This is a genomic window from Mesorhizobium sp. WSM4308 (assembly GCF_002294905.1).
GTDB lineage: Bacteria > Pseudomonadota > Alphaproteobacteria > Rhizobiales > Rhizobiaceae > Mesorhizobium.
This window is the reverse complement of sequence record NZ_NSFW01000005.1, coordinates 42,623-62,867: the sequence shown is the minus strand read 5'-3', so window position 1 is coordinate 62,867 and position 20,245 is coordinate 42,623. Positions and strand designations below refer to the sequence as shown.

At 62.8% G+C, this 20,245-nt stretch carries 17 protein-coding genes; 10 read left to right on the top strand and 7 right to left on the bottom strand.

What is annotated here, in order from left to right; genetic code table 11:
- Positions 1-41: 41 nt before the first annotated feature.
- Positions 42-701 (top strand): alpha/beta hydrolase, encoded by a 660-nt coding sequence (locus CK227_RS10665; RefSeq protein WP_095770457.1) that lies wholly within the window; start codon positions 42-44, stop codon positions 699-701.
- Between the two features lie 59 nt (positions 702-760).
- Here CK227_RS10665 and sthA read toward each other — a convergent pair whose 3' ends face one another.
- The gene (sthA, locus tag CK227_RS10660) at positions 761-2,146 is read right to left on the bottom strand and encodes a Si-specific NAD(P)(+) transhydrogenase (RefSeq protein ID WP_095770458.1); all 1,386 of its coding nucleotides are present in this window, start codon (positions 2,144-2,146) and stop codon (positions 761-763) included.
- A gap of 213 nt (positions 2,147-2,359) precedes the next feature.
- Here sthA and CK227_RS10655 point away from each other — a divergent pair, with 213 nt between their 5' ends.
- The 3 genes from CK227_RS10655 (at position 2,360) to CK227_RS10645 (ending at position 4,759) form a co-directional block, all read left to right on the top strand.
- On the top strand, positions 2,360-2,830 hold the full coding sequence (locus tag CK227_RS10655; protein WP_095770459.1) for an RDD family protein: 471 nt from the start codon (positions 2,360-2,362) through the stop codon (positions 2,828-2,830).
- A gap of 139 nt (positions 2,831-2,969) precedes the next feature.
- Positions 2,970-3,734 carry an arginyltransferase gene (locus CK227_RS10650; protein ID WP_019857587.1) on the top strand — a complete coding sequence of 255 codons (765 nt, stop codon included), beginning with the start codon at positions 2,970-2,972 and terminating at the stop codon, positions 3,732-3,734.
- Between the two features lie 128 nt (positions 3,735-3,862).
- On the top strand, positions 3,863-4,759 hold the full coding sequence (locus tag CK227_RS10645; RefSeq protein WP_095770460.1) for a DMT family transporter: 897 nt from the start codon (positions 3,863-3,865) through the stop codon (positions 4,757-4,759).
- A gap of 38 nt (positions 4,760-4,797) precedes the next feature.
- On the opposite strand, the gene CK227_RS10640 is transcribed toward CK227_RS10645, so the two are convergent.
- Together CK227_RS10640 and parC are read right to left on the bottom strand one after the other, a co-directional pair.
- Positions 4,798-6,015: an AI-2E family transporter gene (locus CK227_RS10640; protein WP_095770461.1), complete on the bottom strand. Its 1,218-nt coding sequence runs from the start codon at positions 6,013-6,015 to the stop codon at positions 4,798-4,800.
- Positions 6,016-6,267: 252 nt separating this feature from the next.
- Positions 6,268-8,520, bottom strand: a complete 2,253-nt coding sequence (parC, locus tag CK227_RS10635) for a DNA topoisomerase IV subunit A (protein WP_095770462.1) — start codon at positions 8,518-8,520, stop codon at positions 6,268-6,270.
- A 327-nt stretch (positions 8,521-8,847) separates the two neighbouring features.
- Between parC and CK227_RS10630 the strand changes: the two genes are divergently transcribed.
- Positions 8,848-10,038, top strand: a complete 1,191-nt coding sequence (locus tag CK227_RS10630) for a hypothetical protein (protein WP_095770464.1) — start codon at positions 8,848-8,850, stop codon at positions 10,036-10,038.
- A 118-nt stretch (positions 10,039-10,156) separates the two neighbouring features.
- Here CK227_RS10630 and aspS read toward each other — a convergent pair whose 3' ends face one another.
- Positions 10,157-11,947: an aspartate--tRNA ligase gene (gene aspS, locus CK227_RS10625; protein ID WP_179296337.1), complete on the bottom strand. Its 1,791-nt coding sequence runs from the start codon at positions 11,945-11,947 to the stop codon at positions 10,157-10,159.
- Between the two features lie 110 nt (positions 11,948-12,057).
- On the opposite strand from aspS, the gene CK227_RS37195 reads away from it, so the two are divergent.
- From CK227_RS37195 to CK227_RS10605, 4 genes are all read left to right on the top strand, one after another.
- Complete coding sequence (locus CK227_RS37195; protein ID WP_245433475.1) at positions 12,058-12,369, top strand: hypothetical protein; 312 nt, start codon at positions 12,058-12,060, stop codon at positions 12,367-12,369.
- A 136-nt stretch (positions 12,370-12,505) separates the two neighbouring features.
- Positions 12,506-13,750: an MFS transporter gene (locus CK227_RS10615; protein ID WP_095770466.1), complete on the top strand. Its 1,245-nt coding sequence runs from the start codon at positions 12,506-12,508 to the stop codon at positions 13,748-13,750.
- Positions 13,751-13,825: 75 nt separating this feature from the next.
- Positions 13,826-14,977 carry a ribonuclease D gene (rnd, locus tag CK227_RS10610; protein WP_095770467.1) on the top strand — a complete coding sequence of 384 codons (1,152 nt, stop codon included), beginning with the start codon at positions 13,826-13,828 and terminating at the stop codon, positions 14,975-14,977.
- Between the two features lie 14 nt (positions 14,978-14,991).
- A complete protein-coding gene (locus tag CK227_RS10605) occupies positions 14,992-16,026 on the top strand; it encodes an acyltransferase (RefSeq protein WP_095770468.1) in 1,035 nt (344 codons plus the stop codon).
- A gap of 7 nt (positions 16,027-16,033) precedes the next feature.
- Here the strand turns inward: CK227_RS10605 and CK227_RS10600 are convergent, their stop codons facing one another.
- From CK227_RS10600 to guaB, 3 genes are read right to left on the bottom strand one after another with little or no spacing between them, the layout of a single operon-like run.
- Positions 16,034-16,453 carry an MAPEG family protein gene (locus tag CK227_RS10600; protein WP_095770469.1) on the bottom strand — a complete coding sequence of 140 codons (420 nt, stop codon included), beginning with the start codon at positions 16,451-16,453 and terminating at the stop codon, positions 16,034-16,036.
- 26 nt (positions 16,454-16,479) lie between these two features.
- Positions 16,480-17,103: a hypothetical protein gene (locus CK227_RS10595; RefSeq protein ID WP_095770470.1), complete on the bottom strand. Its 624-nt coding sequence runs from the start codon at positions 17,101-17,103 to the stop codon at positions 16,480-16,482.
- Positions 17,054-18,556, bottom strand: a complete 1,503-nt coding sequence (gene guaB / locus CK227_RS10590) for an IMP dehydrogenase (RefSeq protein ID WP_010915551.1) — start codon at positions 18,554-18,556, stop codon at positions 17,054-17,056. The genes CK227_RS10595 and guaB overlap by 50 nt, the downstream gene beginning before the upstream one ends.
- Positions 18,557-18,818: 262 nt before the next feature.
- On the opposite strand from guaB, the gene CK227_RS10585 reads away from it, so the two are divergent.
- The gene (locus CK227_RS10585; protein WP_095770471.1) at positions 18,819-20,240 is read left to right on the top strand and encodes an MFS transporter; all 1,422 of its coding nucleotides are present in this window, start codon (positions 18,819-18,821) and stop codon (positions 20,238-20,240) included.
- Positions 20,241-20,245 lie beyond the last annotated feature (5 nt).

Sequence of the window (20,245 nt, the reverse complement as noted above, 5' to 3'; positions counted from 1 at the left end):
GGCAAATTGAGCGGAACCTCATATAATCAAGAGGATGCGGGATGATTGGCGACGACCCCGAAAACGCCCCCCTGGTCACGGATATGGCCTTTGCCTATCGCCTCCTGGCCGCTGGCAGAGACAGCCGTGAGTGCCTGTTCCTGCTGCATGGGTCGGGTGTCGACGAGACGACCCTGATACCGCTGGCAAGACGGATCGCGCCCCGCGTCACGCTGGTCGCGGCGCGTGGCCGCATCCCCCAGGAGGACGGTTTTCGCTGGTTCGAGCGGATAAACCCGACGCGCTTCGAACAGAAGAGCATCCTCGTAGAGACGGCGGCTTTCGCTTCATTCGCAAGCGAGGCAGCCAGACGCCATGGGCTCGATCCCGATCGCGCAACGTACCTCGGCTATTCGAACGGCGCCAATCTGGTTTCCAGCCTGATGCTGCTCCATCCAGGCATCGTCCGCCAGGCGGCACTGCTGCGACCGATGGCCGTCCTCGACCATGTGCCCGCGACGGACCTGGCGGGAACAAGGACGCTGATCATCGCCGGTGCCGCCGACGAGACCTACGGACCGTTCGCGCCGGCGCTGGTGACGCTGCTCAGCCGCCACGGCGCCGAGATCGACGCCCGGATCATTCCCTCGGGCCATGAAATCGGCGATCCGGACGCGGCCATAGTCAGGCAATGGCTGGTGGGATCGGCTGCCGTGGCGTAGGCCCAATCGCAGGCCGCGACCCGTGCCTGCACTCCGGCAATCGACAGAAGGACTGGAGCCTACCGCCCCATCCTGTTCCAGGCATCAAGCCCGGCTATCTTGTAGGCTTCCGCCAGCGTCGGATAGTTGAAGGTGTTGTTGACGAAGAAGTCGACGGTGCCGCCCAGATTGATGACGGCCTGGCCGATGTGAATGAGCTCTGTGGCGCCCTCGCCCACGATGTGCGCGCCGAGCAGGCGGCGCGTTTCAATCGAGAACAACAGCTTGAGGAAGCCGGTGTTGACGCCCATGATGTGGCCGCGCGAGGTCTCGCGGAAACGCGCCACGCCGACCTCATAGGCGGCCCCACTTTCACGCACCTGTTCCTCGGACTGGCCGACGGTCGAGATCTCCGGCACCGCATAGATGCCATAGGGGAAGGTTTCCGGCGGTGGCGGTAGCGTCACGCCGAAAGCGTGGCAGGCGGCCACCCGGCCCTGCTCCATCGAGGTCGAGGCTAGACTCGGAAAGCCGATGACGTCGCCGGCGGCGTAGATGTTGGGGACGCTGGTCTGGAAGGTCTGCGGATCGACCTTGATGCGGCCTCGGGAGTCTGCCTCGATTCCGACCACGTCGAGGCCCAGGCTGCCCACATTGCCGGTGCGGCCTGCGGCGTAGAGCACGACTTCCGAACGGATGGTGCGGCCATCGGCCAGTTCCACTTCGGCGGCTTCGGGCTTGGAGCGGATTTCCTTCACCGCGCTGCCAAGCCTTATCGTCATGCCGCGATCGCGCATCTGGTGGATGAAATCGTCGACGATCTCGCGGTCGACGAAATCGAGGATGGAATTGCGCGGCTCGACCAGCGTCACCGGCACGTCGAGCGCGGAAAAGATCGTGGCGTATTCGACGCCGATGACACCGCCTCCGATCACCGTCAGCGTGCGCGGCAGGCGGTCGAGTTCCAGCATCTCGTCACTGTCGAAGACGCGGGTCTTGTCGAAGGGCACATCGCGCGGCCGGTGCGGCCTGGTGCCGACCGCGACCAGGGCGTTGGCGAATCCGACTTCGCTGTAATCGCCATTGTCTGATGTCAGGCTGACCTTGTTGGGGCCGAGAAATTTCACCGCCGCGCGGGCGCTCTTGACGGTGTTGCGGATGAACTGGTGCTGCAGCACCTCGACCTCGTGATCGAGCGTCTTGTGCAGGCGTTCGATCAGATCGCCGACGGAAATGTCCTGCTTGACCCTGTAGCCGCGTCCATAAAAACCGCGCTCGCGCCAGCCCGAGAGATTAAGCACGGTTTCGCGCAGCGTCTTCGAGGGGATGGTGCCGGTGTGTACGGAGACCCCGCCGAGGCGCCGGCCGCGGTCGACCACCAGCACCGATTTGCCGAGCTTGGCCGATTGCACGGCGGCGCGGCGGCCGGAGGGGCCGCTGCCGATGACCAGCATGTCATAGTCCATAGTGCCCCGTCCCTCTGCCCCTGAGCGCATTTGTTGCGCCGCAGCAAGCTAATGCCATCCGCCCGGCAAATTCAACCGATTCGGATCGTGTCCTGTGTCGCTCGCGCCTTGCGCCCCCCGACGGGATCCCGACCTTGATTCCTACACAGGCCTTCACCATTTCATTGGCGTGCGGCCCGCACCCTATGTTGGGCCTTGTTACGAGGAAATGACATGAACGCGCGCGTTCTTGACGGCGAAATCATCAACACCCGGGTTGACGATGTCCGGGCCTATGAAGGCGTGCGCACACGGCGCATCCTGGCCTTCGTGCTCGACTACATCATCGTTGCTCTGCTCACCATTCCCTTCGCCATACTGGTGTTCTTCCTCGGGCTTTTGACCCTCGGTCTCGGCTGGATGCTGTTCGGCGTCCTGGTGCCGGCCGTCGCCATCCTCTACATCTGGAACACGCTGGGCAGCGCCGACCAGGCGACCACGGGCATGAAGATGATGGGTATCCGCCTCGATCGTCTCGACGGGCGGCCGATCGACGGCCTGACCGCGGTCGTCCATTCCGTGCTGTTCTGGGCGGGCAACGTCATCCTGTCGCCGCTGGTCCTGCTGGTGACCTTGTTCTCCGACCGCAAGCGCACGCTGCACGACCTTTTGCTTGGCACGGTGGTCAGCCGCACCGACCGTTAAGGGCGTTTTTCGGGAGCGCTTCTGCCTTGTCGGCGCAAATGTGAAGGCGTTCGCATGCCTGCGCCTTCACAATCCTGTTGAATTTTTCGCTTTCCGCGCCAAAGGTAGAGCGACTCGAAGGAGCGTTTCCAAGACGTAAATGACGCAGCATCCGACCCAGTCGCCGCAGTTCTTCCTGACAGCGCCGTCGCCGTGCCCCTATCTCGACGGCCAGTTCGAGCGCAAGGTGTTCACGCACCTGGTCGGCGACAAGGCGTCGGAGATGAACGACCTGTTGACGCAAGGCGGGTTCCGGCGCTCGCAGAACATCGCCTACCGCCCGGCCTGCGAGACCTGCCGCGCCTGCGTCTCGGTGCGCATCCTCGCCCAGGAATTCACCGCCAGCCGCAACATGAAGCGTGTGCTGCAGCACAATTCCGACCTCGTCGGCGCCATGCACAATGCCGAGCCCTCGACGGAACAATATTCGCTGTTCCGCAGCTATCTCGATGCCCGCCACCGTCGCGGCGGCATGTCCGACATGACGGTGCTCGACTATGCCATGATGGTCGAGGATACCCATGTCGACACCAAGGTGATCGAGTACCGGCGGCGTGGGCCCGACACCTTCATCACCGGCAAGGGTCAGGGTGAACTCATCGCGGTGGCGCTCACCGACAAAATGGCCGACGGCCTGTCGATGGTCTATTCCTACTTCAATCCCGATTTCGAGGAGCGTTCGCTCGGCACGTTCATGATCCTCGATCACATCGCCCGCGCCAGGGCGATGGGCCTGCCCCATGTCTACCTCGGCTACTGGGTCAACGGCTCGCGCAAGATGAATTATAAGATGCGCTTCATGCCGCAGGAGCATCTCGGCCCCAAGGGCTGGGAGCGCTACACCAACGAAGCGGTTTCACGCTGAGTTTATCCACGATCCGCGCTTAAACGGTTTCAAGGCAGGGGATGCTGGTCTTTCAGCCGGTCGGCTGGAGAGAGTGCGCCATTGCACCGGTCAGCCCTCGGCCTGCATTTCATTGCGAAAGTTCCTGCATGTCCTCTCACAACCACCACCAGAAGGGCCTCTTGATAACCGCCATTGGCGGGCTGACTCTGACCGTCGACATTCCGCTGATCCGCCTCGCCGATGGCGGCGCATGGACGATCCTCATGTTGCGCACCGGCACCACTTTCATGGCTGCCTTGGTCATCTGGGCAGTCTGGCGCTCGCTGAGCAAGAACGCGCCGCAACTCATTCCGGGCTGGACAGGACTCGTCGTCGCCGCGTTCTACGGGCTTGGCTCGATCGCCTTCATCACCGGCGTCTTCAATACCTCGACGGCCAATCTCGTCTTCATCCTGGCTTTCACCACCATGTTCTCCGCGCTGCTGTCATGGCTGTTCCTGAAGGAGCGGCCGCGGCCTGCGACGCTCGCCGCGCTGGCGCTGATGATCTTCGGCGTGGCCATCATCGTCGGCGATTCGATCGGCGCGGGACATCTCTTCGGCGACCTGATGGCGCTGTGTTCGGCCTTCTGCATCGCTTCGGCCATCACCATCTCGCGCGCCAGCGGCAAGGACATGGGTTTCACGGCTCTGATCGGCGTCATCCTGCCGCTTATCGTTGCGGTGTTCATGGTCTCGAAGACCGGCTTTCACGTGAACGCGCCCTGGTGGATCATCTTCAACGGCGCCGTCATCATGCCGATCTCGTTCTTCTGCCTCGCCGCCGGGCCGAAATACATTTCGGGGCCGGAAGTGGCGATGTTCTATCTGCTCGAAACCGTGCTGGCGCCGGTCTGGGTGTGGATGATCTTTGCCGAGACACCGACCCGCAACAGTCTGATCGGTGGCGCGATCCTGATCGTCACGCTGGTCGCCCATTCGCTCTGGCAACTGCATGACGGCCGTAGGCAGCGGGGTGACCTTGCGGTGCACCATCCGGTCTGACTTGTAATTGATGTGCCGGCGCAAGTCGCGTTTCGGGATCAGGCGCTGGCTTTCTTCGCCACGCCGGGTTCCGGCAGGATTTCGATCTGCGGCGGCCCGCCTTCGATTTCGGCCGCCGAGTCGGCGGTCAACTCGTCGACCAGTTCCACCTCGCGCAGCCACTCGCGCCAGATGGCGACCAGCAGCGCCATCAGCACCGGGCCGATGAACAGGCCGAGGAACCCCATCGTCTTGACGCCGCCGATCAGGCCGAAAAAGGTCGGCAGGAAGGGCAGCTTTATCGGCCCGCCGACGAGCTTCGGGCGCAGTGTCTTGTCGACGATGAACAGTTCGACCGCGCCCCACAGGAACAGCGCCAGACCGGCCATGGGCGAGCCGCTGGCGGCCAGATAAATCGAGACAAGGGTGAAGGACAAAGGCGCCCCGCCGGGGATGAGCGCCATGACGCCGGTCAGGGCGCCAAGCGTCACCGGCGACGGCACGCCAGCCAGCCAGTAGGCGATGCCCAGCACCAGCCCCTCGCCGATGGCGATCACGGTCATGCCGGTCACCGTCGAGGAAATGGTCGCCGGGACGACTCGCGAAATCCGCTCCCATCGCGTCGGCAGGATGCGTTCGCCCAGGCGATCGACCTGGCCGGCAAAATGCTCGCCGTCGCGATAGGCGAAGAACAGGGCGATCATCATGAACAGCAGCGTCAGGAGCAGCCCAAACGCACTGCCGCCGGCGGCGAGCGCGCCGCGATAGATGCTGCCTATGTTTGCGCCGCTGATCAGCTGGATCAGTTCACCAATGCCGCCGGGATGACCAAAATTGGTCGTCCATTGCTCGTTCAGCCAGTCGCCTACGACAGGCATGGTCGCGATCCAGTGCGGCGTCACGGCCCCATGCCGATTGGTCTCGATCGCCCAGCCGACCCACTCGCGCACCTCGTTGATGGCGTAGGTGCCGGCGAGCGCGATCGGTATCACCAGGAAGGCGAGGATGAACAGGATGGCCAGAGTGGCGGCGATAGTGCGGTTGCCGCCGACACCAGCCAGCAGCCGCTGGTAAAGCGGCCAGCTGGCGAAAGCGATGACAAGTGCCGCCAGCACCGGGAACAGGAAACCGTGGAAGAAATAGACGCCGGCGGCGACGATCAGCACCAGCAGCCAGCGCGCCGCCGACAGCGGCGGAATGACGGCCGACCGCAGCGGCGTCGACAGGCCGAACAGGCGCTGCTGCCGTTCCGGTTTCTGGATCCTGGATTCTTTCAAACGCCCGTCTCTCCCAAACACCTTTCCCCGTTATGCACTGATATAGTGCAGCAATCGTGACGATACTCCAAATGCCCTGGAATCGGCCCCCTTGAGGGAGGTGGCCGGCAGGCCAGAGGGGTTGCCGCGCGTAAAGCGCCAGCGTTCTCTGCTCAAAGTATTAGGTCGCGTCCGGTCGAAGCCGGAGGCCGGTCCGGTCGAACCGACCCCTCTGTCGCCTTTGGCGACGTCTCCCCTCGAGGGGGAGAGCAGCTACCCGAACTTGCCCGTCCTCGGGAAACCCTTCGGCACCATGCGGCCGGCCGATGCCCGGGCGCCGATCCATTCGGCCAGTTCCTCGCGCGACCTCGTGAAGGTGCGGTCGGCCGAATCCTGCCAGGACAGGCCCGTCTCCAAGCTGAACGGCTTGAGATCGAGCAGGCCGCCATCCTTGTATTTCTGCAGCCGCACGCCCTTGCCGCGGCCCATCTCGGGAATTTCCGAAAGCGCGAACACCAGCATTTTCCGGTTCTCGCCGACGATGGCGAGGTGATCGCCGGTGACCGGCACGCAACGCTTGGCCTCGTCCGGCGCCTTGACGTTCATCACTTGCTTGCCCTTGCGGGTGTTGGCGACCACTTCCTCCTCCGGCACGATGAAGCCATTGGCGTCATATGAGGCCAGCAGCAGCTTGCGCTTCGGATCGTGGACGAAGGCGGTGACGATGTCCTGGTCATTGTCCATGTCGACGATGATGCGGATCGGCTCGCCATGGCCGCGCCCGCCGGGCAGCCGGTCGGCGCCGATTGTGTAGAACTTGCCGCCGGTGGTGAAGACCAGCACCTTGTCGGTGGTCTGCGCGTGGAAGGCGAGCTTGAGGCTGTCGCCTTCCTTGAAGGTCAGCGTCGAAAGGTCGGCCAGATGCCCCTTCATCGCCCGCAGCCAGCCTTTTTCCGAAACCACCACGGTGACCGGCTCGCGCTCGATCATGGCGTGCGCGATGTCGGTCAGGTCGTGCTCGGGTGCATCGGCGAACTGGGTGCGGCGCTTGCCGAGTTCGGTCTCCGGGCCGAACTTGTCACGGATGTTGGTGACTTCCCACTTGATCGTCGACCATTGCTTGGCATCGGACGCCAGCAGCGCCTCGATCTGCTTCTTCTCGGCGCTCAGGCCATCGAATTCCTTGCGGATCTCGAATTCTTCCAGCTTGCGCAAGGCGCGCAGGCGCATGTTGAGGATGGCCTCGGCCTGGTTGTCGGTGAGCGACCAGCGGGCCATCATCACCTGCTTGGGCTCATCCTCCTCGCGGATGATCTTGATCACCTCGTCGATGTTGAGATAGGCGATCAGGTAGCCGGCAAGGATCTCCAGCCGTCTTTCGATCTCGCCCAGGCGATGTTTCGAGCGGCGGATCAGAACGTCGCGGCGGTGGTCGAGCCATTCCTGCAGCACGCCCTTCAGCGACAGCACGTTGGGCACCTTGCCGCGCGACAGCACATTCATGTTGAGGGGGAAACGGCTTTCAAGCTCGGTGAGTTTGAACAGCGATTCCATCAGGATGCCCGGATCGACGGAACGGCTCTTCGGTACCAGCACGACGCGGATATCCTCGGCGCTTTCGTCCCTGATGTCCTCGAGCAGAGGCAGTTTGCGGGCCATCAGCAGTTCGGCGATCTTCTCGATCAGCCGCGCCTTCTGCACGCCATAGGGGATTTCGGTGACGACAATGCTCCAGGTGCCCCTGCCCTGGTCCTCCTGGCTCCATTTCGAGCGCACACGAAAACCGCCGCGGCCGGTCTCGTAGGCCTCGAGAATGGAGGCGCGGCTGTCGATGATGATGCCGCCGGTCGGGAAATCCGGACCCTGGACGAAATCCATCAGCTTCGACACCGGCGCATCGCGATGCTCGATCAGGTGCAATGCGGCGTCGCAAAGCTCGGCCGCATTGTGCGGCGGGATCGATGTCGCCATGCCGACCGCGATGCCGGACGAGCCGTTTGCCAAGAGGTTCGGGAAGGCGCCGGGGAGCACCACCGGCTCCTCGTCCTCTTCATTGTAGGTCGGCCGATAGTCGACGGCATCCTCGGTGATGCCGGACAACAGTTCGGTCGCCACATCGGTCATGCGCGCTTCGGTGTAGCGCATGGCGGCAGCGTTATCGCCGTCGATGTTGCCGAAATTACCCTGCCCGTCGACCAAGGGATAGCGCATCGAAAAATCCTGCGCCAACCGCACCAGCGCGTCGTAGATCGACTGGTCGCCATGAGGGTGGAACTTACCCATGACCTCGCCGACGATGCGGGCGCATTTGGCAAAACCCTGGTCGGGGTTGAGCCTGAGCAGCCGCATGGCGTGCATGATGCGGCGATGGACCGGCTTCAGCCCGTCGCGGACGTCGGGCAGCGCCCGGTGCATGATGGTCGACAGCGCATAGGCCAGATAGCGCTCTTCCAGCGCCTTCTTCAGATCGACCGGTTCAATGTGATCGCCACCGCCATCTTGAGGCGGCAAAAGCCTTTTTCCCATGGGCTGGAACTAGCCGAGCGGGCGATTCGCGGCAAGAGGCCGACAGATATACCCGCCGTTCTGCAACATGAAACCGTATGCCTGGGGATGTCGACCAACATCAGCCTGTTACATCAGGCCTTTATGGCCAAGCGTGATGATATCGGGCAACCGGCTCTTCATGACAAATTCACCGGTTTGCGCCAAGACGGTGGGATCGAATTTGCCTTTCACCGTGATTTTCGACCATGGTACCGGGACACGCCTTTTTCCCGTCCAGTTCGTCACGGAATGGTGATGGCGCGAAGAATTGAAAAACAATTTCAGGACACTCTCAGGGACCTTGCGATGACAATCAAACGCTCAACTCTCCGGAAATTCGCTCTTTCGACCTTCTTGTTCACACTGCCGCTGAACGCGGCCCTTGCCCAGGATGCCGCAGTTGCCGACCGGCTGAAGGCCGCGCTGGCTGCCCAGGGCGTCAACATCTCCTGGACCGGGGTGACCGGCGACAACACCAGCATGGTGCTGCAGGGCGTTGCGATCAAGCCGGCCGCGGAAAAGGAAGCCCTCACCATCGGCGACGTCAAACTCGAGAACGTGACCGCGGCCAATGGTGGATTCGATATCGGCACCGTCTCGACCTCGGCCTTCGAGCACGCCAAGGACGGCGTCACCCTCAACCTCAGCCCCTTCGTCATCCATGACATGGTGGTTCCGGCCGATGGCGCCACCGGCCCGCTGGGCTCGCTGATGATGTACAAATCCGCCGAACTCGCCAACATGACGGTCAAGGTCGCCGACAAGACCGCCTTCTCGATGGATGGGCTTGCCATCCAGATCACGCCGCCCGCGGACGGCAAGGCGATGGAATTCACCGGCAATACGGAAAAATTCACGGCCGATCTCTCTTTGGTCGACGACCCCAAGTCCAAGGAAGTCATCGATGCGCTGGGCTACCAGAACATTTCGGGCAATCTCGCAATGGCTGGCACCTGGCAGCCCTCGGACGGCAAGATGGAACTGTCGAAATACGACATCTCCGTCGAGAATGCCGGCACGCTCGGCATGACCTTCGACCTCGGCGGCTACACGATCGACTTCATCAAGTCGCTGCAGGAAATGCAGAAGAAGATGGCCGCGCAGCCTGAAGGCGCGGACAATTCGGCGCAAGGCATGGCCATGCTCGGCCTGTTGCAGCAGCTGTCGTTCAACGGCGCCTCGATCCGTTTCGACGACGATTCGCTGACCGGCAAGGTGCTGGAATATGTCGGCAAGCAGCAAGGCATGTCGGCCAAGGACATCGCCAACCAGGCCAAGGCGATCGTGCCCTTCGGCATGGCGCAGCTCAACAATCCGGAACTGACGGCGCAGGTGACCGCGGCGGTCAGCAAATATCTCGACGACCCGAAGAGCCTCGAAATCTCGGCCGAGCCGCCGGCCTCGGTGCCGTTCGCGCTGATCATGGCCGGCGCCATGTCCAACCCGCTCGACCTGCCGAAGACGCTCGGCATCAGCGTCAAGGCGAACGAAGACTGATCGAACGGCCTCAGAATACAAAAATAGCCCGGCAGCGATGCCGGGCTATTTTTTTTGGATTATCGAGTCGAAAGAATCGGTTCTGGCGGGTTTTTAAAGTACCGCCCGAACCTCGCCATCAGGCGTCCTTCCTGGTCGGGGCGACACGCAGTGCCAGTTCGCGAAGCTGCTGCGGGCTTGCTTCCGACGGCGCGCTCATCAACAGGTCGTAGGCCTGCTGGTTCATCGGGAACATGGTGATCTCGCGCAGGTTCTTGGCACCGACCAGCAGCATGACGACGCGGTCGACGCCGGCCGCCATGCCGCCATGCGGCGGCGCGCCATACTGGAAGGCGCGATAGAGGCCGCCGAAGCGCTCCTCGACGGTGGCACGGTCCAGTCCGACCGTCTCGAACGCCTTGACCATGGTTTCGGGCAGATGGTTACGGATGCCGCCTGATGCAATCTCGAAACCGTTGCAGACCATGTCGTACTGGAAGGCCTTGATGCCGAGCAGGTCCTCGCCGTTCAGCGCATCGATACCGCCCTGCGGCATCGAGAACGGGTTGTGGGCGAAGTCGATCTTCTTCTCCTCCTCGTTCCATTCGAAAAACGGGAAGTCGACGATCCAGCACAATTCGAAGCGCTCGCGGTCGACGAGATTCAGTTCCTCACCGGCGCGCGTGCGGGCCGCACCAGCGAAAGAAACGAACTTCTTGGGATCACCGGCAACGAAGAAGGCGGCGTCGCCATCGGCAAGGCCGAGCTGCTGGCGGATCGCCTCGGTGCGCTCCTCGCCGATGTTCTTGGCAAGCGGACCGGCGCCTTCGAGCTTGTCGCCCTCCTTGCGCCAGAAGATGTAGCCCAGCCCCGGCTGGCCCTCGCCTTGCGCCCAGGAGTTCATGCGGTCGCAGAAGGCGCGGCTGCCGCCGGTCTTGGCAGGAATGCCCCACACCTCGGCCTTCGGGTCGTTGGCCAGGATGTTGGCGAACACCTTGAAGCCGGAATCGCGGAAATGATCGGAGACGGCCTGCATTTCGATCGGGTTGCGCAGGTCTGGCTTGTCGGAGCCGTATTTGCGCATGGCGACATCGTAGGGAATGCGCTGGAACTTCTGCGTCACCGGCTTGCCGTTGGCGAAGGTCTCGAAGACGCCCCGCATCACCGGTTCCATGGTCGACAGCACGTCGTCCTGTTCGACAAAGCTCATTTCCAGGTCGAGCTGGTAGAATTCGCCCGGCAGACGGTCGGCGCGCGGGTCCTCGTCGCGGAAGCACGGCGCGATCTGGAAATAGCGGTCGAAGCCCGACACCATGATCAGCTGCTTGTACTGCTGCGGCGCCTGCGGCAGCGCGTAGAACGTGCCGGGATGGATGCGCGACGGCACCAGGAAGTCGCGCGCCCCCTCGGGCGACGAAGCCGTCAGGATCGGCGTCGAGAATTCGGTGAAGCCGATATCGTTCATGCGCTTGCGCATCTCGGCGATGATTTTTGTGCGCGCCACGATGTTCTTGTGCAGCGTGTCGCGGCGCAGGTCGAGGAAGCGGTACTTCAGCCTGATGTCCTCGGGATAGTCCGGCTCGCCGAACACCGGCAGCGGCAATTCCTTGGCCGCCGACAGCACCTCGATCTCGCGGGCGAAGATTTCGATCTCGCCGGTCGGCAGGTTGGCGTTGGTGGTCTCGGGCAAGCGCGCCTTGACCTCGCCGTCGACGCGGATGACCCACTCGCCGCGCACGGTCTCGGCGACCTTGAAGGCCGGCGAATCGGGATCGGCGACGATCTGGGTCAGGCCATAGTGGTCGCGCAGGTCGATGAACAGCAGGCCGCCATGGTCGCGCACGCGATGCACCCAGCCCGACAGGCGAACGGAAGAGCCGACGTCGCTCTTTCTCAACTGGGCACAGGTATGGCTGCGGTAACGGTGCATTGTCATTGGTAAAGTCCGGGGTGCTGGGTGGCAGGCCAAAGCATCGAAGCCCGGCCCAAAATTTGCGCGAAAAGCGCATGGGAGGCCAGATTTGTCAAGGTAAGGAGAAGTTGGGCCGTATCCAGGTTCGACCGTCAGGGCTCAAGTCTTTGCCGGCCTCCACGCATTACCGCTGGACGTGTTTCCTGAGACAACGCCTCTATCAAGCGATCTGGTATGAAGCGACCTGGAGACGCCCAGTGCCAAAACGCACTCTCCCGCCGGGCATTGGGCCACACAATGGCCGCGAGCTGGAACTGACGCTTCAGGGCGACAAGCCAATGGCTCTGTTCGCGGCGGAACCGGGCATGGACGCCGAAGATGTTGGTGAGGCCGTCGCACATGCTGCATCGCTGAAACTGCTGAATTCCAGCATGGATTGAACGACTGCGTCCCAAGCCGGGATGAATTCGCCATGGAATGCAACGGCCTGCCCCCTCAATGCCGGCCTAGATTTGCCGCTGGCATTGACGAGGGTAATGGTTCAAGAAGGGATCACTGATACGTGATCGCCTTTTCATGTCCTCCATCCGCCCGCTGATCCCGCTTCTTGTCGCCGCAGGCATCCTGCTCGGCGGCAATGGGCTGCAAAGCACGCTGATCGCACTGCGCGGCGCGCAGGAGGGGTTTTCCGCTTCCTCCATCGGCCTGATGGGCACCTTCTATTTCGCCGGCTTCCTGCTCGGCTGCCTGGCCATTACCCGAATCATGAAGGCGGTCGGCCATATCAGGGCGTTTTCGGCACTGGCCGCCATTGCATCGGTCGGCACTCTGCTGCTGGTTCTGGTGCTCGATCCTGTGATGTGGTGCGCCGTGCGCTTTGCCGGCGGCTTCTGCTTCGCCGGACTGTTCACGATCGTCGAAAGCTGGCTGAATTCCGGCGTCACCAACAAGGATCGCGCGCGGGTGCTGGCGATCTACCGGATGGTCGACACCGGCTCGGTGACATCGGCCCAGTTCCTGATCCCGGTCTTCGGCGCCGGCGGCTTCACCATCTTCGCCATCATGTCGATCATGATAACGCTGTCGCTGGTGCCGGTCTCGCTCGGCGACCGCTCCAACCCGACACCGCCGGAGGAGGTCAAGCTCGACCTGGCGCGCGTCTGGCGCATTTCGCCGCTCGGCTGCTTCGGCTGCATCGCCGTCGGCGTCACCAACAGCGCATTTCGCACGCTGTCGCCGGTCTATGCCGAACAGATCGGCATGTCGGTCGCCGATGTCGTAACCTTCGTCAGCGTCGGCATTTTCGGCGGCGCCATCATCCAGTATCCGCTCGGCTACCTCTCCGACCGCTGGGACCGGCGCCGGGTGCTGTTGCTGACGACCTGCTGCGCGATGCTTTCAGCCCTGGCGCTGGTGTTCATCGCCGGCAGCAATCCGCTGTTCAACTTCATCATCATCTTCATCTTCGGCTGTTTCGCCATGCCGCTTTATTCGCTGTCGGCGGCGCATTCCAACGACCGCGCCGGCACGGGCGAGTTCGTGCTGATCAATGCGGCGCTGATGCTGTTCTACTCCTTCGGCGCCATCGGCGGCCCTTTCGCCGCCTCGACAGTGATGCAGCATTTCGGGCCGAGCGCGCTGTTCGTTTTCAGCGCCACCGTCTATGCGATCTTCATCGCCGTCATCCTCTACCGGATGCAGGCACGCTCCGGCGTGCCCGTGGGCAAGCGCAGCCGCTTCATCGCGCTGTTGCGCACGTCGACCGTTTTCGCGCGGCTGGCCAGGCGCAATGGCGATACCGATGGCCCGGGAAGCGCATGATGGCGGCGCCAAAGCTTGACGAAAGCCTTCCCGGCTGAAATCTAGGAAGACCTTACTCCTGCCAAAAGCGATTTGATGCACGTCATCACCACACAGAAAGAACTCGAGACCGTTCTCGCCGCTTTCGAAAAGTCGGATTTCGTTACCGTCGACACCGAGTTCATCCGCGAAACGACCTTCTGGCCGATCCTGTGCCTGATCCAGATGGCGGCGCCCGGCGTCACCGCGCTGATCGACCCGCTGTCGCCCGACATCAACCTCGCCCCGTTCTTCCGGCTGATGGCCAACGAGGCCGTGGTCAAGGTCTTCCATGCGGCGCGCCAGGACATCGAAATCATCGTCCATCTCGGCGATCTCGTGCCGCACCCGGTGTTCGACACGCAGGTCGCGGCCATGGTCTGCGGCTTCGGCGACAGCGTTTCCTACGATCAGCTCGTGCAGCGCATCACCGGCGCGCGGCTCGACAAGTCGTCGCGCTTCACCGACTGGCGCCACCGGCCGCTGTCCGAGAAGCAGCTCGATTACGCGCTCGCCGACGTCACCCATCTGATCGAGGTCTATCAGCATTTGAGCGCCGAACTGGCGCGGGAGAACCGTGCCCACTGGCTGAACGAAGAGATGGACGTCCTGACCTCGCGCGAGACCTACGATCCGCATCCCGAAGACGCCTGGAAGCGGCTGAAGATGCGGCTGCGCAAGCCGCAGGAACTGGCGATCGTGCAGGCCGTGGCGGCATGGCGCGAACGTGAGGCGCGCGAGCGCGACGTGCCGCGCGGCCGCGTGCTCAAGGACGACGCGATCTACGAGGTGGCGCAGCAGGCGCCGCGCGACACGGCTGCCCTCGCCAAGCTGCGCACGACGCCCAAGGGCTGGGAGCGCTCCTCGACGGCGACGGCCCTGCTTGGGGCGGTCAATACCGCGCTGGCCTTGCCCAAGGAGCAGATGCCGAAACTGCCGAAGAATTTCCAGCCGCCGGAAGGCTCGAGCGCCGCCGCGGAATTGTTGAAAGTGCTGCTCAGGATCGTCGCCGAAAAGCAGGGCGTGGCCTCGAAGGTGCTGGCCTCCAGCGACGACATCGACCGCATCGCCGCCGAAGGCGAGGACGCCGATGTGCCGGCACTGCAGGGCTGGCGGCGCGCCGTGTTCGGCGAAGCGGCGCTGAAGCTGGTGCGCGGCGAGATCGGGATAAAGTTCGACAAGCGTAAAATAGCGGTGTTCGACCTCTAGAGGCTTTCTAGCCGATGCGTTCGGATCAGGACGAGAACCGGCGATACGAAGCGATCGACGCATTGCGTGCGATTGCCGTGATGCTGGTTCTGATCTTCCACTATACGTCCCGCTTTCCCGCCGACTACATCGGGTTCGACCACCAGATGACGCTGCCATGGCAAGGGATAGTTGGCGTCTTTCTCTTTTTCATTATCAGCGGCTACTGCATCGCGATGACAGCAGAGCGGTCTGGAACCGTGTGGATGTTCTGGCTGCAGAGATTTACGCGGCTGGAGCCCGCGCTCATCGCCTGTATCTCGATCACGCTTGTCGTGGTTGCGGCTCTGGGTCTTCCGGGTAGGGAGGTTTCAGCGCTCGACGGACTGAAAAACGCAAGCTGGGTAACCCTGTTCGCTCCAACGCCGCTTGTCGACGGCGCCTACTGGTCACTGCTTGCGGAAGCAAAATTCTACTTCGTGTTCGGCCTCATCTTCTATCTCTGGCCAAATCGCGTCCTCGTCCTTTTCACCGGCTTTACCGTTCTGGGCGCAATTGCACAGTTTTCAGGGTTGTGGAGAGACCATCAGGCTCTGATTTACCCCTTCAAGGGCGTCGCCATGCCGTATTTTCTGTTCCCCTACAGCCTCTTCTTCTTGATGGGCATCGCGGCGAGGCGATCGACCCGAACTGTGCAGACGGTCGTGACAGCCGGATGCCTGGTGGTTGTTGTCAAGCTGTGGGGCGGTTCAGCATTCAGTGCCTGGGTGATCGCGCTTTCAATTCTTGGGGTCATCGGCCTCCAGCTGCGCGATATCAAGATCTGGCGAAGCGTTAGTTACATCGGCTTGATCAGCTATCCTCTGTATCTTCTGCACCAGAATGTCGGTGTCGCGATCATACGATGGCTGGCTCCGTGGATCGCCTCCCCGTATCTTCGGATCGGCATAGCGTTCTGCACCGTGGTCGCCCTTGCAGCATTCGTCGCGTGGGCGGTCGAGCATAGATTTCGGCGGAGGATCGAAATCCATGCGGCGCGCTTGATGTCGAGGGCCGCAACCCCCGCATGACCCTGCCTCAGACGATGTCGAGCAAATGCAGCGCAAACCAGATCCAGGCCAGCGCCAGCACCACCGCACCGGCGAAGAAAGAGCGGCTGCGCAGCCGCAGATTGTTGCTGGTCAGGTGAACCCAGGCATGAAAATAACGCGTCAGGACGAAAATCCACGCCAGCGCCAAGGTCAGATAGTTGACCCCGTTGGTGACGTGGAGCGTCAGGCACAGCACATAGAAAAGCACCGGCAGTTCGAACTGATTGCAGAGATTGGCGGCAACGGTGATGCTGGACGCCGGCTCGGTCGAGCGGGCCTTGTACTGTCCGACCTCGGCCTCACCTGATCTGATTGCGCCATTTCTGCGGCGCCCCAATACGCCGTAGACGATGTAGACCAGAGCCACATGCGCCAGAACGGGCCAGAAGATCGTCGTCTGGTTCATGGATATTTCCCCTGCTCTGTCCGGCTTCAGGCCTGGCGTCTTTGGCCCACCAGCCAGAAAGCGGCGATGACGACCACCGGGATGGCGAGAAGCGCGAATTTGGTGACGATCAGAGCAGAAGCGAAAGACAGTGAATCCGGGTTGGCCGACAGGAAATCGGACAGAAGCCGCGCCACGGCGATGTTCTGGGCATAGTCGGCCAGCGTGTAGGGCAGCACCAGAACCAGGGCGAAGATCGACTGCACCTGCCCGGGAAGCTCGCGGAAGTTCTGCAGGCGCCGGCCGCTGGCCAGGACCAGGCTCACCAAGGTCAGCGACAGCAGCGCCGGGAACAACAGATCGAAGGTCAGATAGTGCCAGACCAGAATGATCTCGCCGCCGCGCCGTCCGAGCGCCGTCAGCCAGGCCATGCCTTCGTCGGGCGTGAAGCCGAAATAGCGCATGTCGAGCGACGGCAGGCCGCCGCTCAACTGGCGGAAATAGAAGAATTCCATCACCGTCATGGCGATGAAAACCGCCGCCGACAGGAAACACAGTGCGGCCGCGTGGCGTGGCAGCCGCAGGACCGTCGCGGTCAGGCTCCGCCCGAGCCCGTATTGTTCAGGCTCCGCCGGGATAGTTCGGGCTTTCGCGGGTAATCGTGACGTCATGGGCGTGGCTTTCACGAAGTCCGGCGTTGGATATGCGCACAAAAGTGGCGCGCTCGCGGAAATCGGCAAGGTCGCGGCCACCGACATAACCCATAGCGGCTTTTAGCCCGCCCGCAAGCTGGTGCAGCACGCCAGACACAGGTCCTTTGTATGGAACCTGGCCCTCAATGCCTTCCGGGACCAGTTTGAGGGTATCGCGCACCTCGGCCTGGAAGTAGCGATCGGCCGAGCCGCGCGCCATGGCGCCGACCGAACCCATGCCGCGATAGGCCTTGAAGGAGCGACCCTGGTGCAGATAGACCTCGCCCGGGCTCTCATCGGTTCCGGCCAGCAGCGAGCCGATCATGGCGGCACTGGCGCCGGCGGCGAGCGCCTTGGCGAGATCGCCGGAATATTTGATGCCACCGTCGGCAATCACCGAGACGCCCGACTTATGCGCCGTCTCGACGGCGGACATGATGGCTGAAAGCTGCGGCACGCCGACACCGGCGACAATGCGGGTGGTGCAGATGGAGCCCGGGCCGATGCCGACCTTGACGGCGTCGGCGCCGGCGTCGATCAGCGCCTGCGTGCCTTCGGCGGTGGCAACGTTGCCGGCCAGGATGCGCACCGAGTTGGAGAGTTTTTTCGCCCGGGTGACGGCGTCGAGCACGCGCTGCGAATGGCCGTGCGCGGTATCGATGACCAGAAGATCGACCCCGGCGTCGATCAGGCGCTCGGCGCGCTCGAAGCCATCGTCGCCGACGCTGGTGGCGGCCGCCGCGCGCAGGCGGCCCTGCGCATCCTTGGTGGCGTGCGGGTTGAGCTGCGACTTCTCGATGTCCTTGACGGTGATCAGGCCGACGCAATTGCCCTGCTTGTCGACGACGACGAGTTTTTCGATGCGGTGCTGGTGCAGAAGCCGCTTTGCTTCGTCCTGGTCGACATTCTCCTTGACCGTGATCAGATTCTCGCGGGTCATCAACTCATAGACCTTCTGCGCCGGGTCGGAGGCAAAGCGCACGTCGCGGTTGGTCAGGATGCCGACCAGCCTGCCGGTCTTGTGGCCGCCAGTGCCGCCATTCTCGACCACCGGAATGCCCGAGATCGAATAGGTTCGCATCAGCGACAGCGCATCGGCGAGCGTGGCGTCCGGACCGATGGTGACCGGATTGACCACCATGCCGGATTCGAATTTCTTCACCTGCCGCACCTGCTCGGCCTGTTCGGCCGGCGAGAAATTGCGGTGGATGACGCCGATGCCGCCGGCCTGGGCCATGGCGATGGCAAGACGCGCCTCGGTGACGGTGTCCATCGCGGCGGAGAGGATCGGCACGTTGAGATCGATGTCGCCCGCGATGCGGGTGCGGACATCGGTTTCGCCGGGCATGACCTCGGAGTGACCCGGCTGCAAAAGCACGTCGTCAAAGGTCAGCGCCAGTGCGCCTGTGGACGTTTCGATGATTTTTGCCATGGCCAGCCCTTTAGAATGCGGAAAAAGCGCTGGACCGGAATGGACAGCGCCGACTCTCATCTTCCCTTTCAGGATTGGCGCTGGCTGGTAACACGTCGCGACGCGGATGAAAAGCCGATCGTTGCATTGCACAACAGCCACCCACGGTTGCGGTCGCACAAAAGTGACAGCAATTTAACACGACATGGGTGTCTAGCCATGATAACCGCCCCCTGTATCGGTTCGCCCCCGGCCGAAGAGAAAATTTGAAACGGTCACGCTCGTGAATCGCACCATTCCGCTGATCCTGGCGGTCGCACTTTTCATGGAAAACATGGATTCGACCGTCATAGCGACATCGCTGCCGGCGATCGCCGTCGACATCCACACCAGCCCGATCGCGCTCAAGCTGGCACTGACGGCCTATCTGGTGTCGCTGGCGATCTTCATTCCCATCAGCGGCTGGATGGCCGACCGCTTCGGCGCCAAGAACATTTTTCGCGCCGCGATTGCGGTGTTTATCGTCGGTTCGGTCGCCTGCGCCTTGTCCGGTTCGCTGCCGGCCTTCGTGGTGTCGCGCTTCCTGCAAGGCATTGGCGGCGCCATGATGACGCCGGTCGGGCGCCTGGTGCTGGTGCGGGCCACGCCCAAGAGCGACCTGGTCGCCGCCATGTCGTGGCTGACCGTTCCCGCGCTGGTCGGACCGCTTGTCGGCCCGCCGATCGGCGGCTTCATCACCACCTACTTCACCTGGCACTGGATCTTCCTGATCAATGTGCCGATCGGCCTGGTCGGCATCTGGCTGGCGACGCGCTTCCTGCCGGAAACCGAATCGATGGAGACGCCGCCGCTCGATTTCATCGGCTTCGTGCTGAGCGGGCTTGCGGCATCCGGCGTGGTCTTCGGCCTGTCGGTGGTCAGCCTGCCCTATCTGCCGCCTGCGACCGGATTCATCACCGTGGGGGTCGGGCTGCTGTCGGGCGCACTCTACCTCATGCATGCGCGGCACGCCAAAAATCCACTGCTGGCGCTCGAACTGTTCCGCAACCAGGTGTTCCGCTCATCGGTGCTTGGCGGCTCGCTGTTTCGCATCGGCATCGGAGCAGTGCCGTTCCTGCTGCCGCTGATGTTCCAGATCGGTTTCGGGCTGACGCCGTTCCAGTCCGGCATGATCACCTTTGTCTCGGCGGTCGGCGCCATCGGCATGAAATTCGTCACCGCACTGATTTTTCGCCTCGCCGGATTCCGCCGCGTGCTGATCGTCGGCTCGCTGGTCGCCGCCGCATCGATCGCCATCTACGGCCTTTTCACCCCGGAAACGCCTTACGCACTGATGTTGGCCATATTGCTGGTCGGCGGCTTCATCCGCTCGATGTTTTTCACCGGGGTCAACGCGCTCTCCTATGCCGAAGTGTCGGCCGAAGACACCAGCAAGGCAACGCCGATTACGGCGGTGTTCCAGCAGCTGTCGATCGCGCTTGGCGTGGCGCTGGCCGGCGGCATCCTGGAAGTCTCGACCTCGATCCATGGCGGCCCGCTGACGCTGGGCGATTTCCACATCGCCTTCTTCATCGTGGCGGCCGTATCGGCGGCGGCGTCGCTGTTATTCATGCGGCTGGCGCCCGATGCCGGCAATGCCGTCTCCGGCCATGGCCGGCTGACGACGCCCAAGACGCTGGAACCGGCGAGATCGCCGGGCGAGTGAGGGCC